15 protein-coding genes are annotated in these 15,852 nt (G+C 68.2%); 8 read left to right on the top strand and 7 right to left on the bottom strand.

Annotation, left to right across the window (positions count from 1 at the left end; all coding sequences use genetic code 11):
* Positions 1-15: 15 nt before the first annotated feature.
* Positions 16-564, bottom strand: a complete 549-nt coding sequence (locus tag AB5J62_RS23585; RefSeq protein ID WP_370942093.1) for a flavin reductase family protein — start codon at positions 562-564, stop codon at positions 16-18.
* Between the two features lie 113 nt (positions 565-677).
* Between AB5J62_RS23585 and AB5J62_RS23580 the strand changes: the two genes are divergently transcribed.
* A complete protein-coding gene (locus tag AB5J62_RS23580; RefSeq protein WP_370942092.1) occupies positions 678-1,355 on the top strand; it encodes an IclR family transcriptional regulator in 678 nt (225 codons plus the stop codon).
* A gap of 22 nt (positions 1,356-1,377) precedes the next feature.
* Here the strand turns inward: AB5J62_RS23580 and AB5J62_RS23575 are convergent, their stop codons facing one another.
* Positions 1,378-2,727: an MFS transporter gene (locus tag AB5J62_RS23575; protein ID WP_370942091.1), complete on the bottom strand. Its 1,350-nt coding sequence runs from the start codon at positions 2,725-2,727 to the stop codon at positions 1,378-1,380.
* A gap of 143 nt (positions 2,728-2,870) precedes the next feature.
* On the opposite strand from AB5J62_RS23575, the gene AB5J62_RS23570 reads away from it, so the two are divergent.
* From AB5J62_RS23570 to hpaE, 3 genes are read left to right on the top strand one after another with little or no spacing between them, the layout of a single operon-like run.
* On the top strand, positions 2,871-4,316 hold the full coding sequence (locus tag AB5J62_RS23570) for a fumarylacetoacetate hydrolase family protein (protein WP_370942090.1): 1,446 nt from the start codon (positions 2,871-2,873) through the stop codon (positions 4,314-4,316).
* Entirely contained in the window at positions 4,298-4,978 is a 681-nt protein-coding gene (locus tag AB5J62_RS23565; protein ID WP_370942089.1) for a GntR family transcriptional regulator, read from the top strand. Before AB5J62_RS23570 ends, AB5J62_RS23565 begins: the two co-directional genes overlap by 19 nt.
* A 2-nt stretch (positions 4,979-4,980) precedes the next feature.
* A complete protein-coding gene (hpaE, locus tag AB5J62_RS23560; RefSeq protein ID WP_370942088.1) occupies positions 4,981-6,486 on the top strand; it encodes a 5-carboxymethyl-2-hydroxymuconate semialdehyde dehydrogenase in 1,506 nt (501 codons plus the stop codon).
* A gap of 23 nt (positions 6,487-6,509) precedes the next feature.
* Here the strand turns inward: hpaE and AB5J62_RS23555 are convergent, their stop codons facing one another.
* Positions 6,510-7,745: an IS110 family transposase gene (locus AB5J62_RS23555; protein ID WP_370942087.1), complete on the bottom strand. Its 1,236-nt coding sequence runs from the start codon at positions 7,743-7,745 to the stop codon at positions 6,510-6,512.
* 251 nt (positions 7,746-7,996) lie between these two features.
* Here AB5J62_RS23555 and hpaD point away from each other — a divergent pair, with 251 nt between their 5' ends.
* From hpaD to AB5J62_RS23540, 3 genes are read left to right on the top strand one after another with little or no spacing between them, the layout of a single operon-like run.
* On the top strand, positions 7,997-9,073 hold the full coding sequence (hpaD, locus tag AB5J62_RS23550; RefSeq protein ID WP_370942086.1) for a 3,4-dihydroxyphenylacetate 2,3-dioxygenase: 1,077 nt from the start codon (positions 7,997-7,999) through the stop codon (positions 9,071-9,073).
* Entirely contained in the window at positions 9,073-9,858 is a 786-nt protein-coding gene (gene hpaH / locus AB5J62_RS23545) for a 2-oxo-hept-4-ene-1,7-dioate hydratase (protein ID WP_370942085.1), read from the top strand. Before hpaD ends, hpaH begins: the two co-directional genes overlap by 1 nt.
* Positions 9,843-10,625 (top strand): HpcH/HpaI aldolase/citrate lyase family protein, encoded by a 783-nt coding sequence (locus AB5J62_RS23540; RefSeq protein ID WP_370942084.1) that lies wholly within the window; start codon positions 9,843-9,845, stop codon positions 10,623-10,625. The genes hpaH and AB5J62_RS23540 overlap by 16 nt, the downstream gene beginning before the upstream one ends.
* 820 nt (positions 10,626-11,445) lie before the next feature.
* On the opposite strand, the gene AB5J62_RS23535 is transcribed toward AB5J62_RS23540, so the two are convergent.
* Positions 11,446-12,705, bottom strand: coding sequence for a DUF222 domain-containing protein (locus AB5J62_RS23535; protein WP_370942083.1), 1,260 nt, complete (start codon positions 12,703-12,705; stop codon positions 11,446-11,448).
* A 164-nt stretch (positions 12,706-12,869) separates the two neighbouring features.
* On the opposite strand from AB5J62_RS23535, the gene AB5J62_RS23530 reads away from it, so the two are divergent.
* A complete protein-coding gene (locus tag AB5J62_RS23530; protein ID WP_370942082.1) occupies positions 12,870-13,268 on the top strand; it encodes a nuclear transport factor 2 family protein in 399 nt (132 codons plus the stop codon).
* Here the strand turns inward: AB5J62_RS23530 and AB5J62_RS23525 are convergent.
* From AB5J62_RS23525 to AB5J62_RS23515, 3 genes are read right to left on the bottom strand one after another with little or no spacing between them, the layout of a single operon-like run.
* Positions 13,243-13,944, bottom strand: coding sequence for an SGNH/GDSL hydrolase family protein (locus AB5J62_RS23525; protein ID WP_370942081.1), 702 nt, complete (start codon positions 13,942-13,944; stop codon positions 13,243-13,245). The two genes, AB5J62_RS23530 and AB5J62_RS23525, sit on opposite strands and share 26 nt — an antisense overlap.
* Positions 13,941-14,690 carry a sugar phosphate isomerase/epimerase family protein gene (locus AB5J62_RS23520; RefSeq protein WP_370942080.1) on the bottom strand — a complete coding sequence of 250 codons (750 nt, stop codon included), beginning with the start codon at positions 14,688-14,690 and terminating at the stop codon, positions 13,941-13,943. The genes AB5J62_RS23525 and AB5J62_RS23520 overlap by 4 nt, the downstream gene beginning before the upstream one ends.
* Positions 14,687-15,829, bottom strand: coding sequence for a Gfo/Idh/MocA family protein (locus tag AB5J62_RS23515; RefSeq protein ID WP_370942079.1), 1,143 nt, complete (start codon positions 15,827-15,829; stop codon positions 14,687-14,689). Before AB5J62_RS23515 ends, AB5J62_RS23520 begins: the two co-directional genes overlap by 4 nt.
* Positions 15,830-15,852: the final 23 nt, after the last annotated feature.

The following is a 15,852-nucleotide window of genomic DNA, read 5'->3' as shown; positions in this document are numbered from 1 at the left end:
GTGGCTCCTCGTGCGTCAGAACAGGGATTCGTGGCCCTGGGTGGATTCGTGGATGGTGGAGAACTGCCCGTTGACGAAGCCGAGCGCGTCACCGGAGCGGTAGTCGTATTCGGCGACCCGGCCGAGGAACAGCGTGTGGTCGCCGCCGTCGTAGGCGGCCCACGGCGTGCATTCGAACCAGCTCAGCACGCCGGCGAGCCGGGGCGCGTGCTCGCCTTCTTCCCAGACCGGCGCGCCTTCCGGGGTCGGCCTGCCCGCGAAGTTCATCGCCAGCGCCTGCTGTTCCGCGCCGAGGATGTTCACCGAAAAGGCGCAGTCGGTGAGAAAGTCGTGACTCTTCACGGTGCGCTGGATGGACACCAGCACCAGCGGCGGGTCCATGGACACGGCGGTGAAGGAGTTCACCGTGAGCCCGTGGCGTTTCACCGACCCGTCCGCGGTGGTCGCGTCGAAGGTCACCACGGCGACGCCGGTGGCGAACCGGCCGAGGCTGCCGCGGAAGAAGTGCGCGGCGGGCCGGTACAGCTTGGAGCCCGGGGAAAAGCTGGTTTCACGGGCGATCATCGTTGATTCCTCCTCGAAGGGGGAGGTGGAGTTCTATAATAGAACACTTAATTCAACTATCGAATCAGATCGTATACGATGGGTTCATGGCCGCGCAACCACGAGGAGACAAGATGACCGCATCCCAGACGCTCAGCCGCGGCATCCGCGTGCTCGAAGTGCTTGCGGACGCCCAGGAATCGCTGACCGTCGACCAGATAGCCGAACGGCTGGGCGTGCATCGCTCGATCGCCTACCGGCTCATCCGCACGCTGGAGGATCACGGCCTGCTGGTCCGTGACGCGGCGGGAAGGTTCGAACTGGGCGCGCGCCTGGCGGCGCTCGCGGCGGGCGTCGCGCACGATCTGCAGGCGGCCGCGCTCCCCGAGCTGACGGCGGCCGCGAACGAGCTCGGCATGACGTGTTTCGTCGCCGTGCTCGACCACGACGAGTGCGTGACCCTGGTCAGCGTGGAACCCCGGCACGCCATCGCGTCCGTCGCGCAGCGGCCGGGGTCACGGCATCCGATCACGGCGGGCGCGCCGGGACGCGCGGTGCTCGCGCAGCTGCCGCCGGAGGACTGGCCCGCCGCCGCGCGCGCGGCGGTCGGGGAGGTGACCGTCCGCGGCTACGCGGACAGCCATGGTGAGGTGATCGAGAACCTGAGCGCGGTCGCGGTGCCGCTTCCGTTGCGCGGCAACGGTCCCGCGGCGTTCGCCGCCGTCTACCTGGCGAGCCCGCACGCGCCGTCGGACATCGCGGCGCGGCTCACGCGCGCGGCGAAAGCCGTCCGTGACGCGCTCGGAGGCTGAGCGCGTCACGGACGGCGGCGGATCAGAAGCGGAGCGGGCTGACGGCCTGCTCCGCTTCGTGGTCGGGGCCGAGCGGGATACCGGAGCGGTCACGCAGCAGCAGCGTCGCGATCAGGCCGACGACCGTCATGCCCGCCAGGTAGATCGCCACGGATGTCGACGTGCCCGTCGCGCTGACCAGCGCGGTCGCGATGGTGGGCGCGAACGCGCCGCCGATGATCGCGCCGAGCGCGTACGAGATCGACACCCCGGAGAACCGGATCGAGGCGGGGAAGAGCTCGGTGTAGAACGCCGCTTGCGGCCCGTACGTGAAACCGGTCCCGGCGCTGAGGATGATCAGCGCGAGCGCGAGCAGCCCGACACTGCCGGTGTCGACGAGCGGGAACAACGCGAGCACGCCCACCAGCTGCGCCGCCCAGCCGATCAGGTAGGTGTTCCGGCGGCCGATCCGATCGGACACCGCGCCCGCGGCCCAGGTCGAGAGCAGCCAGGTCGCCGCGGAAGCCGTGACGGCCCACAGCACCGGGCCGCGTTCGAGCGCGAGCCCGCCGGGCTTCGTCGCGTAGTTCTGGATGTAGCCGCCGGTCGTCATGTAGCCCACCGCGCTGTTGCCCGCGAACACGAGCGCCGCGATCAGCACGAGCGGGGTGTGCTTGCGGAACAGCTGCACGATCGGCGTCTTCGTCTGCTCACGGCGTTCGGCGATCTCCTTGAACACCGGGCTTTCTTCGACGCGTCGGCGGACCCAGTGTCCAATGAGGATCAAGCCGACGCTGAGCAGGAACGGGATTCGCCAGCCCCAGTCAAGGAAAGCCTGCCCCGGCGCGAGCAGGTTCACCAGCGCCAGCACACCCGAAGCGAGCAGAAGTCCCAGCGGCACACCGATCTGCGGCGAGGCGCCGAACAGCCCGCGACGGTTCTCCGGCGCGTGCTCGACGGCCATCAGCACCGCGCCGCCCCACTCGCCGCCCGCCGAGATTCCCTGCAGGATTCGCAGCAATATCAGCAGAATCGGCGCCGCGACGCCGATCTGGGTGAACGTCGGCAGCACGCCGATGAGCGCGGTCGCCACGCCCATCAGGATCAGCGTGAACACCAGCACCCCGCGCCTGCCGTACCGGTCGCCGAAATGCCCGGCCAGGAACGCGCCGAGCGGCCGGAAGAGGAAGCTCACGCCGACCGTCGCGAAGGAGATGAGCGTGCTGTTCGCGCCGAGGCCGGCGAAGAACATCTTGTTGAACACCAGACCGGCGGCGGAGGCGTAGACGAAGAAGTCGTACCACTCGACGGTGGTGCCGACGACGGTCGCGAACGCCACCCGGCGCCGGTCTGGGGGAGCCGCTACCGGCTTGGCCTGCACTGGATTCGACATGTGGACTCCTTTGTCTTCGGCAGGGCTGTCTTCGGCCGAAATGGCCGGACGGATCGATCCCCCAGGAGTGGCTTGCCACTGTGCCGCAGAATCATATACGTTATGAAATACGATGCAAGCCCGAGCGAGCGGAACAGGGAGCGATGGAGACCTTCGAAGCACTGGAGCGGCCAGGCAAGATCATCGCCGTCCACCTCAGCTACGCCTCGCGAGCCGGGCAGCGCGGCCGACGCCCGCAGGCGCCGTCGTACTTCTTCAAGCCGTCCAGCTCGATCGCGCCGACCGGCGGCTCGATCGAGCGCCCGGCGGGCACCGAACTGCTGGCGTTCGAGGGCGAGATCGCGCTGGTCGTCGGCGCGCCGGCGCGCTGGGTCCCGCAGGACAAGGCCTGGGACCACGTCGCCGCCGTCACCGCGGCCAACGACTTCGGGCTCTACGACCTGCGCGGCGCGGACAAGGGGTCCAACGTCCGCGCCAAGGGCGGTGACGGCTTCACCCCGCTCGGCCCCGGGCTGATCGACGCCAAGGAGGCGGACCCGGCCGGGCTGCGGGTGCGCACCTGGGTCAACGGCGAGCTGCGGCAGGACGACACCACGGCCGGGCTGATCTTCCCGCTGGCCCAGCTGGTTTCCGACCTCTCGCAGCACTTCACGCTCGAAACCGGGGACGTCATCCTCACCGGCACGCCCGCCGGATCGACCGTGGTCGTGCCCGGTGACGTCGTCGAGGTCGAGGTCGACATCCCCGACGGGCCGAGCACCGGCCGACTGGTCACCACGGTCACCCAGGGCGAAACGCCCTTCTCGAACGTCGGCTCGAAGCCCGTCGTCGACGACGCCCAGCGCACCGAAGCCTGGGGATCGCGCGCCGCCGCCGGGCTCCCGGAGCAGAACCCGCTCACCGACGAACTGCGTGAGCTGCTGCGGCGCACCCCGGTCGCGGGCCTGTCCGCGCAGCTGCGCAAGCGCGGGCTGAACAACGTCTTCATCGACGGGGTCCGCGCCAACCAGCCGGGCGCCAAGATCGTCGGCCGCGCGCGGACACTGCGGTACCTGCCCAACCGGGAAGACCTCTTCAAGTCGCACGGCGGCGGGTACAACGCGCAGAAACGCCTGTTCGACAGCGTCGAAAGCGGCGAGGTGATCGTCATCGAGGCTCGCGGAGAGCGCGATGCCGGCACACTCGGCGACGTCCTGGCGCTGCGTGCGCGGTCCAGGGGAGTGGCCGGGATCGTCACCGACGGCGCCGTCCGCGACTTCGACACCGTCGCCGAAACCGGGCTGCCGGTGTTCTCCGCCGGGCCGCATCCGGCGGTGCTCGGCCGCAAGCACGTGCCGTGGGACACCGACGTCGCCATCGCCTGCGGTGGCACGGCCGTGCTGCCCGGCGACATCATCGTCGGTGACTCCGACGGGGTGCTCGTGCTCCCGCCGGACCTGGCACGAGAGGTCGCCGAGGCCGCGTTCGCCCAGGAGGAAGAGGACGCCTGGATCGCCGATCAGGTCGCGCAGGGCCAGCCGATCGAGGGCCTCTTTCCGCCGGACGCGGCCTGGCGGGAAAGGTATACGGCATGGCGGAAGACGCAGTGAACAGCATCGTCGGTGCACGGGTCAGCAAGTCCGAGTTGGCCTACGACTGGCTCCGGCGGCGGATCCAGCGGCACGAGTACGGCCCCGGTTACCGGCTCGTGCTCGCCGAGATCGCCGCTGAGCTCAAGATGAGCGTGGTCCCGGTGCGCGAGGCGATCCGGCGCCTCGAGGCCGAGCGGCTGGTGACCTTCGAGCGCAACGTCGGCGCGCGCGTCGCGATGGTCGACGAGAACGAGTACCTGCACGCGATGCAGACGCTCGGCGTGATCGAGGGCGTCGCGACCTCGTTGTCGGCGCCGGCGCTGACCTCAGTGGAGATCGACCGGGCGCGCGCGATCAACGAGCGGATGGTGACGCTGCTCGACAGCTTCGACGCGCACACCTTCACCACGCTGAACCAGCAGTTCCACTCGCAGCTGTTCGAATGCTGCCCCAATCCGCAGATCCTCGAACTCGTCCACCAGGGCTGGACGCGGCTGTCCGGACTGCGTGACTCGACGTTCAGCTTCGTACCCGGCCGCGCGAAGCAGTCGGTCGAGGAGCACGAACAGATCCTGAGCCTGATCGAGGCGAAGGCCGATCCGCTGGAGATCGAGCTCGCCGCACGCAATCACCGCTGGGCCACCTTGCAGGCCTTTTTGGACAAGCGAACCGAGGAGTGACTTTGAGTCAGAGCAGTGGCAGGCAGGTCCCCGAGGGCCTGCCGGACCGGATCCGGCACTACATCGACGGCGAGTTCGTCGACTCGGCCGACGGCGCGACGTTCGGTGTGCTGGACCCGGTGACCAATGAGGACTACGTGTCGGCGGCGGCGGGCAAGAAGGCCGACGTCGACCGGGCGGTTGCCGCCGCGCGGCGCGCGTTCACCGAGGGACCCTGGCCGAAGCTGCTGCCGCGTGAACGTTCCCGCGTGCTGCACCGCGTCGCCGACCTCGTCGAGGCACGCGACGCCCGCCTGGCCGAACTGGAGAGCTTCGACTCGGGCTTGCCGATCTCGCAGGCGCTCGGCCAGGCACGCCGCGCCGCCGAGAACTTCCGGTTCTTCGCCGATCTGATCGTCGCGCAGGCCGATGACGTCTACAAGGTGCCCGGCCGCCAGGTCAACTACGTCAACCGCAAGCCGATCGGCGTCGCCGGCCTGATCACGCCGTGGAACACGCCGTTCATGCTGGAGTCGTGGAAGCTCGCGCCCGCGCTCGCGACCGGCAACACCGTGGTGCTCAAGCCCGCCGAGTTCACGCCGCTCTCCGCGTCGCTGTGGGCCGAGATCTTCTCCGAAGCCGGTCTGCCACAAGGGGTTTTCAACCTGGTCAACGGTTTCGGCGAGGACGCCGGCGACGCGCTGGTGAAGCACCCGGACGTGCCGCTGATCTCGTTCACCGGCGAGAGCGGCACCGGCAGCCTGATCTTCGCGAACGCCGCGCCGTTCCTCAAAGGACTGTCGATGGAACTGGGCGGCAAGTCGCCCGCCATCGTCTTCGCCGACGCCGACCTCGAAGCCGCGATCAACGCGACGATCTTCGGCGTCTTCTCGCTCAACGGCGAACGCTGCACCGCGGGCAGCCGCATCCTGGTCGAGCGCGCGGTCTACGACGAGTTCGTCGAGCGCTACGCGGCGCAGGCCAAGCGCGTGGTCGTCGGCGACCCGCGTGACCCGAAGACCGAGGTCGGCGCGCTGGTGCACCCCGAGCACTACGCGAAGGTCATGAGCTATGTCGAGCTCGGCAAGACCGAGGGCAGGCTCGTCGCGGGCGGTGGCCGTCCCGAAGGTTTCCCGACCGGAAACTACGTCGCGCCGACCGTGTTCGCCGACGTCAAGCCGGACGCCAGGATCTTCCAGGAGGAGATCTTCGGGCCGGTCGTCGCGATCACCCCGTTCGACAGCGAGGAAGAGGCGCTCGAACTCGCGAACAACACCAAGTACGGGCTCGCGGCCTACGTCTGGACGAACGACCTGAAGCGGGCGCACACGTTCGCACAGTCGGTCGAGGCGGGCATGGTGTGGCTCAACTCCAACAACGTCCGCGACCTGCGCACTCCGTTCGGCGGCGTGAAGGCGTCTGGGCTGGGGCACGAGGGCGGTTACCGCTCGATCGACTTCTACACCGACCAGCAGGCGGTGCACATCAACCTGGGCGAGGCCCACAACCCGATCTTCGGCGCGCGCTGAAAGACATCCCAGGTCCGTAGATGTCAAGCCGCGGTGGAGGTGATGTGGTGCGACCAGGCGGTTGTCTCGTTGTAGAGGGTGCCGGTTTTGAGGCATCCGTGGAGGATGCCGACGAGTCGGTTGGCGAGCTGGCGCAGGGCGGCGTTGTGGCCGCTGCCGCGGGCGCGTTGCGTGTCGTAGTAGGTGCGTGCCCCGGGCGAGAAGCGCAGCGCGCTGAACGCCTGGGTCAGCAACGCGTCAATGAGCCGATCGTTGTGGATGAACCGGGCCAGCGCGACTTTCTTCTTGCCCGACGCTCGGGTGATCGGGGAGGTCCCGGCGTAGTTCTTGCGGGCTTTGGCGGTGGCGTAGCGGTCGGGGTCGTCGCCGAACTCCGCGAGCACCCGGGCGCCGAGAACCGACCCCAGACCAGGCTGGGACAGGATGATCTCAGCGGCCGGGTGCTGCCCAAAATAGGCATCGACCTGCCTTTGCAGGGCTTTGACCTGGGTGTCGAGGACGTTCAGGACCGCGATCAGCGCCTGAACCGAGGCGGCGTAAGCGGCCGCCACCACTTCGGGCTGGCCCAGGTGCTCGGCGCGCAGCGCGGCCTGGATCACCACGGCTTTCTCCGCGATGTTCTTGCGACGCGCCCGTTTCAACGCGGCGCTGATCTGAGCGATCGTCAGCCGGGCTGCCTGGGCCGGAGTCGGGGCCTTGCCCAGCAGTTCCAGGGTGTCGGCGGCGTCGAGGTCATCGAAAGCGGCCAGCGCGGCGGGGAAATAGTCCCGCAGCGCGTGCCGCAGCCGCTGCGTGTGGCGGGTGCGTTCCCAGATCAACGTCTTGTGGGTGCGGGCAACCACCTTCACCGCCTCGATCTGGGCGCTGTCACCGGCGACCGCCCGCAGCTCGTGGGCGTGGGTGCGGGCCATGTCGGCCAGCACATGCGCGTCACCGGCATCGCTCTTGGCACCCGAGACACCCAGCCGGTCGCGGAACCTGGCCGCCTGCAACGGATTCACCGCCAGCACCGTGTAGCCGGCGGCGACCAGCGCCCGCACCCACGGACCCCGGTCGGTCTCGATCCCGACCAGCACCTCGGCTTCGTCGGCGTCGTCACCGATCAGCTCACCGATCAGCTCGCCGATCATCGTATGCAGCCGGGCCATCCCCGCCACACCCTCCGGCAGCCTGGCTCTGCCCAGCCGACGGCCGGCGGCGTCCATCACCTCCACATCGTGGTGGTCCTCAGCCCAGTCATCTCCCACGAAAAGCCGCAAAAGTCCTCCCGATCTCGATCACCTACAGCAGCCAGCGGGAGAACCTCAGCGACCTAATCAAACAGTGCTTCCCACCACGAACACGCGGGGCACGACATCCCATCAGCGATCAACTCTCCCGGCCCACCGGCAGCGGCACTGTCTTTCATCAGGACTCAAGCGTCCAGGACATCCGAGTGCTCACCCGCCGACCGGCTACCACCAGGAGTGTGCCGGATAGCCCACTCCCAGAACTGATTAGGACGTCTGTCATGAGTCTTGACCCGATCCCGACCCCGTCGTGCCCGCCACCGGACATCCTGCGCTGCGCGTACATGGAGCTCGTGGTGACCGACCTGGCCCGCTCGCGTGCGTTCTACGCCGACGTGCTCGGCCTCGCGGTGACCGAAGAGGACGACCAGGCTGTGTATCTGCGCAGCATGGACGAGTTCATCCACCACAATCTCGTGCTGCGCCAGGGTCCCGTCGCCGCGGTGGCCGCGTTCTCGTACCGGGTGCGCTCGCCTGAGGACCTTGACAAGGCCGTCGCGTTCTACACGGAACTGGGCTGCCGCGTCGAGCGCCGGCCCGAAGGCTTTACCAAGGGCATCGGCGACTCTGTACGCGTCGAGGACCCTCTGGGCTTCCCGCAGGAGTTCTTCCACGACGTCGAGCACGTCGAACGGCTTGGCTGGCGCTATGACCTGCACGTGCCCGGTGCGCTGGTCCGGCTCGACCACTTCAACCAGGTCACCCCGGACGTCCCGCGCGCGGTGCGGCACATGGAAGACCTCGGTTTCCGCGTCACCGAAGACATCCAGGACGAGGAAGGCACGACCTACGCGGCCTGGATGCGCCGCAAGCCGACCGTCCACGACACCGCGATGACCGGCGGCAACGGCCCACGCATGCACCACGTCGCCTTCGCCACCCACGAAAAGCACAACATCCTGTCCATTTGCGACAAACTCGGCGCGCTCCGCCTGTCCGACCAGATCGAGCGCGGCCCCGGCCGCCACGGCGTGTCGAACGCGTTCTACCTGTACCTGCGCGACCCCGACGGCCACCGCGTCGAGATCTACACCCAGGACTACTACACCGGCGACCCCGACAACCCGGTCGTCACCTGGGACGTCCACGACAACCAGCGCCGCGACTGGTGGGGCACCCCCGTCGTCCCGTCCTGGTACACCGAGGCGTCGCTCGTGCTCGACCTCGACGGCAAGCCCCGGCCGGTCGTCGCGCGCACCGACTCGAGCGAAATGGAAGTCACCATCGGCGCCGACGGCTTCTCCTACACCCGCAAGGGCGAGGAAATGCCGGAGTACAAGCTCGGGAACCAGCTCTGATGCTCCCCACGACCACGATCACCGCGATCGCAGACGAGTTGGCCGAGGCCGAGAAGACCCGTTCGGTCGTTCCGCTCCTGACCAGCCGCTACCCGGACATGACCGTCGAGGACTCCTACGCGGTCCAGAACGAATGGCGCCGCCGCGGCATCGAGGCAGGTAGACGCCCGGTCGGCCGCAAGATCGGCCTCACCTCGAAGGTCATGCAGGTCGCCACGGGCATCTCCGAGCCCGACTACGGCGCGATCTTCGCCGACATGGTCTTCGAGAACGGCTCGGTCATCGAGCATTCAAGGTTTTCGAACGTCCGCGTCGAAGTCGAACTTGCGTTTGTGCTGCGTTCCCCGCTGAAAGGCCCGGACGTCACGGTCTTCGACGTGCTCCGCGCGACCGAGTACGTGGTGCCCGCGCTGGAGATCTTGTCCTCGCGCATCGAGCTGGCCGGCCGCACCATCGTCGACACGATCAGCGACAACGCGGCCATGGGCGGCATGGTCTACGGCGGCAACCCCATCGCCGTCGACGCGGTCGACCTCCGCTGGGTGTCCGCGCTGCTGTACCGCAACGAGACCATCGAGGAGACCGGCGTCGCCGCGGCGGTGTTGAACCACCCGGCGACCGGCGTCGCTTGGCTGGCCAACAAACTCGCCCAGCACAACGACGGCCTGTCCGCAGGCGAGATCGTCCTCGCCGGATCGTTCACCCGGCCGATGTGGGTGCACCCCGGCGACACCGTGCAGGCGGACTATCGAGACCTGGGAGCGATCACATGCCGGTTCGTGTGACGACCTTCCGCGACGACCTGTCGTCGTCCTCGCGGGCCTTGGTCGGAATGTGGGTCTCGTCGGGCAGCCCGCTGGTCGCGGAGATCTGCGCGGGCTCGGGCCTGGACTGGCTGCTGATCGACGGCGAGCACTCACCGATCGGCCTCGAGTCGGTGGTCTCGCTGCTGCAGGCGGTCTCCGGTTACCCGGTCACCCCGATGGTGCGAGCTCCGTCCGACGACAGTGTGGTCCTGAAGCAGCTCCTGGACGCCGGGGCTCAGAACCTGCTGATCCCCATGGTGGATTCGGCCGAGCAGGCGGCCGCTGCTGTTCGGTCGGTCCGGTACCCGCCGCACGGCATCCGCGGGGTGGGCAGCGCTTTGGCCCGCGCGGCCCAATGGAACCGGATCGAGGGCTACCTCACTCGCGCCGACGAGTTCGTGTCCTTGTTCGTGCAGATCGAGTCGGTCGCGGGTGTCGACGCGGCTGCCGCGATCGCCTCGGTGGACGGCGTCGACGGCGTCTTCGTCGGACCGTCCGATCTGGCGGCCTCGATGGGCTTGCTCGGCCAGCAGACACACCCCGACGTCACGGCGGCGGTGTTGCGCACCTTCAAGGCGGTACTGGCCGCGGGGAAACCCGTGGGCGTCAACGCCTTCGACCCCGCCCAGGCCCAGCTCTACCTGGACGCCGGCGCAACCTTCGTCCTGGTCGGCGCCGACGTAGCCCTCCTCGCCCGAGGCTCCGAAGCCCTAACCGACCACTACCTCAACCCCCGCCCCCAATAAACCCACCCCCACGCGCCAACCCCCGCTTCACTCCCCGCGATAAAGCCCGCTAAACCCCCCGGAGTAAAGCCCGCTAAACCCCGCGGGGTAAAGCCCGCTAAACCCCGTGGGGTGAAGCCCGCTAAACCCCGCGGGGTGAAGCCCGCTAAACCCCGTGGGGTGAAGCCCGCTAAACCCCGCGGGGTGAAGCCCGCTAAACCCCGCGGGGTGAAGCCCGCTAAACCCCACGCGATAAAGCCCGCTAAACTCCTGGGGGTAAAGCGGGCTTTATCCCGCGCGATAAAGCCCGCTAAACTCCCTGGAGTAGAGCCTGCTAAATCTCGCGTGGTAGAGCCTGCTAAACCTTGGGGAGTAAAGCCTGCTTTATCTTGTGGGATAAAGCAGGCTTTACTTCGGGGAGTTTAGCGGGCTTTATTGCGGCCTCTGGGGGTTGGGTGTTGTGGCCTCGGGGGCTTGCCTGAGGTTGGGGTGGGGTGGGGTGGGTTGCTGGGGTTTGGTGCGGGGCTTGGGTTTGGGGTTGCGGTGGTTGCGTTTCGGGCCGGTCCCGTATGGAAGTTTCCGCTCGGTGGTCCGGTTTTGTGGTGGTTGGCAGCGGAAACCTCCATACGGACCGGGGCACCGTGGCGTGATCAGTCCCTGGGTCGGCCGTTGGTGGCTGGGAATGCGGTGCGCCCACCCCGTTTCTGGGTCAGGCTGCCGGAGGCCAGGGGAAGCCGTCGATTCGAGGTCCGGCTTCTGGCTGGGGACATGAGAATGTGGCGCAGTGGGGTGGCTGCGCCTGGGTGGTGTTGCTATGGGTGGTGCGTTTCCCGGGGTTGGTTCAGGTTCGGGTGGTGTGCATGGTGTTGCGGCGGGGTGTCTGGGCGGCGTCGATGAACTTCGGTGGAATGAATTCGGGGAGGTTGTCGTAGGCCATCCGGACTTTCCAGTCACTGTGATGGACCAGGCGGTGATGCCGCGCGCAGAGCAGCACGAGATTGTGGATTTCGGTCTCGCCGTGGTGTGCCCAGTGGACAATGTGGTGGGCGGTACAGCGTTGCTGCGGCTCCGTGCACCCGGGGAACGCGCAGCCTCGGTCTCTGATGGCGAGGGCCCGGCGTAGGGCGGGGGAGGCGAGGCGTTGGGCTCGGCCGAGGTCGAGTGGTTCGCCGTGGGCGCCGAGTGTGGCGGGGATGACCTTGCACTCGCACGCCATCCGTCGGGCTTCGGCGGCGGAGATGTCGCCGACCAGGTCCAGGCACGCCCGGCCGAGGCCGGTTTTGAGGTCTTCGAGTGAGACGGTCACGACGACGTGGACGGATTCTCCGGTTTGGGTGGGGATGTCGGGGTGGGCCATGCCGAGGCGGACGAAGGTGGCGAAGGCGTCGCCGTTGCGTTCCCACTGCGAGCGGGTGTCCGGGCCTTCTTCGTCGGTGGCCGGGCGGGGTTTCGCCATGGGATCGAGGAGGGCTTTGAGTCGGGCGAGGGTTTCGGAGTCGATACGGACTTTCACGCCGTGGCTGCCGTCGCGGTGGGTGATGTACTGCAACTCGTTCCCACGTTCGGCCGGTTCAGGGTCGCGGGGTTCTGGCCCGTCGGGGTCGATCTGGTCGAGCAGCCGCTTGCCCGCCACGGGGATCTCGTTGAGGTCGCCAACAGCGGCGAGGTCGGTGAGGATCTTCTCCCCACCTTCCCGCTCTTCGGCGGTCAGCGTGGTCGGCAGCGCGTGCAAAGCTTTCAACACGGCGTCGATCTGATCCGCACCCAGAACGCCTTCGGCAGCAGCGGTCGCGGTATAGGGTGCGAACGCGGGAATCTCTGTGGCACCATCACGACGCTGGTTCAAGTCGCGGGCTCGTTTGACCCGCGCGTTCGCCTCCGACGGTCTCATCCGCGCGCATTTGGCCACCCTGTGCGAGAGCGCCGCGTAGCCGGTCACTTCCCGCACACCGCGGGATTCGATCTCCGCGAGAATGTGCCCTTGTTTGGCGTCGAGGCGGCGTTTTTCTTGTTCGAGGGCGACGTAGTCCAGCATGAGCGCGTCCTTGTCCACGCGCCACCACTGAGGCGGCGCGTCGGCAAGTGTCTCGGTGCTGGCCATGCCTCCATCATACTGACAACCAGAGACCTATGCCACTATCCACATGAAGATCCACAATGGACTTTCAAGAACCGGTGAGCCCACACATCGTTTAAGGCAAGGGGCCGGGCCCATCCCTGCCGCTCGGCTCGGCGTCCACCGGCACAGACTGGATAGGCTCGGGTATGAGCAATGATGTGGCCGGCGAAGTGATCAAGGCCGAGCATGAGCGGATCCAGTGTCTTCTCGACGTGGATCGCGGCGCCTACGACCGCTTGCACGCCGAGGAGTACCGGTTGTGCAACCCGACCGGCGCCGTGTGGACGAAGGCCGAATACCTCGATCTCCTCACCACCGGGCGGGTCGTCTACCGGGAGCTGGGGCTGATCGGCGACGTGGACGCCATCGTCGGCACCGACGTCGTCGTCCTGCGGTACCGGTGCTTCATCGCGCTCACCGTCCACGGCGCGGACATCCCGCGGCACGAGGCCTGGCACACCGACGTCTACACCGAGGACGGCGGCACGTGGCGTTGTGTCTGGTCGCAGGCCACCGGGATCATGGACCTTCCGGCTCCTGGGTAGCGGGACGGGCCCGGACCTGGTGGTCCGGACCCGTCTCGTCGGTGTGCGCCCAGGTGTGGGGCGGGGGCACACCTGCCGCGTCGAGCCAGGCCGCGGCCAGGATGCGGTGGCCGAGCCCGCTCGGGTGGACGCCGTCGGGCGCGAGGGTGGCCGCGCCGTGTTCGGCGGCCGCTTTCGGCATGATCAGGTCCGCCCTGACCAGGCGGGCGCCGAACTCGGCCGCCAGCTCGCGGGCGACCTCGATGCGGGGTGCGAGGTCGTCCATCCAGCTGTGCTGCTCCGCCCTGACCGGCAGGAGGAACGGCGTGATGATGTACAGATCCGCCGTGAGGTGACGGCGGGTCTGGGCGAGGACACTGGTGTAGGCCGCGTGGAAACGGTCGATCGGGCTGGCGAGTCCCCGGTCGAAGGTGCGCCAGGTGTCGTTGATGCCGATCTTGACCGTCACCACGGTCGGGCGCTCGGCGAGCACGTCGGTGGCCCAGCGTGCCTTCATGTCGTAGATCCGGTTGCCGTTCAGGCCCTTGTTGAGCACGGCTGGCGCGTTCAGTGCGGCCGCGATCTGGCGGACGTAGCCGGCGCCGAGCGAGTTCGGGTCCGAGCGGTCGCGGCCGGAGTCGGTGATCGAGTCGCCGATGAAGAGCAGCCGGTCTTGCTCGGTGAACGGGCCGGTCACAGGAGTTCCCGCAGCGACTGCGCCTCTCCGGACAGCAGCTCGGGGTCGTTGCCCGGCACGAACTCCAGCAACGCGTCGAGCGGGCGGTCCAGCTCCGTCAGTATCTTGAACGCCTCCGTCCACAAAGGAGCCCTGGCGGTGAGCAGCCGGCGCTCGTTGGCGGGCCACCACGAGAAGACGTGCACCGCGCGCACGTGGTCGAGTACCAGCCGCAGGCCCGCCAAGGCGGGCTCGTCCGGGAGGTCCTGGGGTGGCTGCCAATAGGTGCCGAGGTTGGCGCGGTCGACCTCGTCCAGCAGCTGGATGGTGGACTCGGCGGTGTCGGTGAGGGTGCCGCCGTGGAACTCGAGCGCGAGCTCGATGCCGTGGTCGGCCGCGATGTCGGTGGCCTCGCGCAGCCCGGCCACCACCTGCTCGCGCTCGTCGGGCTCGACGTCGGCCGAACCGGATTTGCCTGCCCAGACCCGGATCCGGGGCGCGCCGATCTCCTGCGCGGTCGCGGCGATGTCGGTGAAGTGGCCGATTTCCCCACGGGTGGCACGGAAGTACGAGCCGTACGAGCCGCAGACGAGGTCGTGGCGTGCCATGGCTTCGCGGGCACGGCCGAGACCCCAGTCGTCACCGGGGCGGACGTGGACGTCCGCGCCCCACTCGATCACTTTCAGGCCCGCCGACGCGGCCCGCTCGGCGACGTCGTCGACGTCGAGGCGGCGCAAGGTCACCGAGCACAGTCCCGGGCGGATCACAGGTTCAGCTCTCCTAGCTCGATGCGGCGGCCTTCTCGCGAGGACTGGAGGCCGGCTTCGGCGACACGCAGGCCACGCGCGCCCGCCATGAAGTCGTAGTGGTTGGGCTCGTTGTCGACCACGTGGCGGATGAACTGCTCCCACTGGGCCTTGAACCCGTTGTCGTGCACTGCGTTGTCGGGCACTTCCTGCCACTGCTCGCGGAACGGCTCGTTCTGCGCGAGGTCGGGGTTCCAGACCGGCTTCGGCGTCGCGACGCGCGGCTGGATCTTGCAGCCGTGCAGGCCGGCGACCGCGCTGCCGTGCGTGCCGTCGACCTGGAACTCGACCAGCTCGTCGCGGTTCACGCGGACGCACCAGGAGGAATTGATCTGCGCGATGATCCCGCCCGCCAGCTCGAAGATGCCGTACGCGGAGTCGTCGGCGGTGGCGGCGTACTTCTCGCCACGCTCGTCGAAGCGCTCCGGCACGTGCGTGACGGCCTTGGCGGTGACGGACTCGACGCGGCCGAAGAGGTTCTCCAGCACGTAGCTCCAGTGGCAGAACATGTCGAGCACGATGCCGCCGCCGTCCTCGGCGCGGTAGTTCCAGCTCGGCCGCTGCGCGGACTGCCAGTCGCCCTCGAACACCCAGTAGCCGAATTCGCCGCGCACCGAAAGGATCCGGCCGAAGAAGCCGGAGTCGATGAGGCGCTTCAGCTTGAGCAGCCCCGGCAGGTAGAGCTTGTCGTGCACGACACCGTTCTTAACACCGGCGGCCTCGGCGCGCCTGGCGAGGTCGAGCGCGCCTTCGAGGGTCTCGGCGGTCGGCTTCTCGGTGTAGACGTGGCGCTCGGCGTCCATGGCCGCGATGAGCGCCTTCTCGCGCGCCTGGGTCAGCTGCGCGTCGAAGTAGACCGGATAATTGCTGTCGGACAGCGCCGTGTCGAGATCGGTCGTCCAGTTCTCCAGTCCGTGCCGCTGCGCGATGTCACGCAGCTTGTCGGCGTTGCGGCCGACCAGCATCGGCTCCAGCTGGACCCGGGTGCCGTCCGCGAGTTCGACACCGCCCTGCTCACGGATCGCGAGCACGGACCGCAGCAGGTGCTGGCGGTATCCCATCCGTCCGGTCACGCCGTTCATGACCACGCCGAGCTTCATTCGTCCTCCTGCTTGTGAAAGCG

Source organism: Amycolatopsis sp. cg5, assembly GCF_041346955.1.
GTDB lineage: Bacteria > Actinomycetota > Actinomycetes > Mycobacteriales > Pseudonocardiaceae > Amycolatopsis.
The sequence above is the reverse complement of the archived record's forward strand: the minus strand, read 5'-3'. Positions and strand labels throughout refer to the sequence as shown.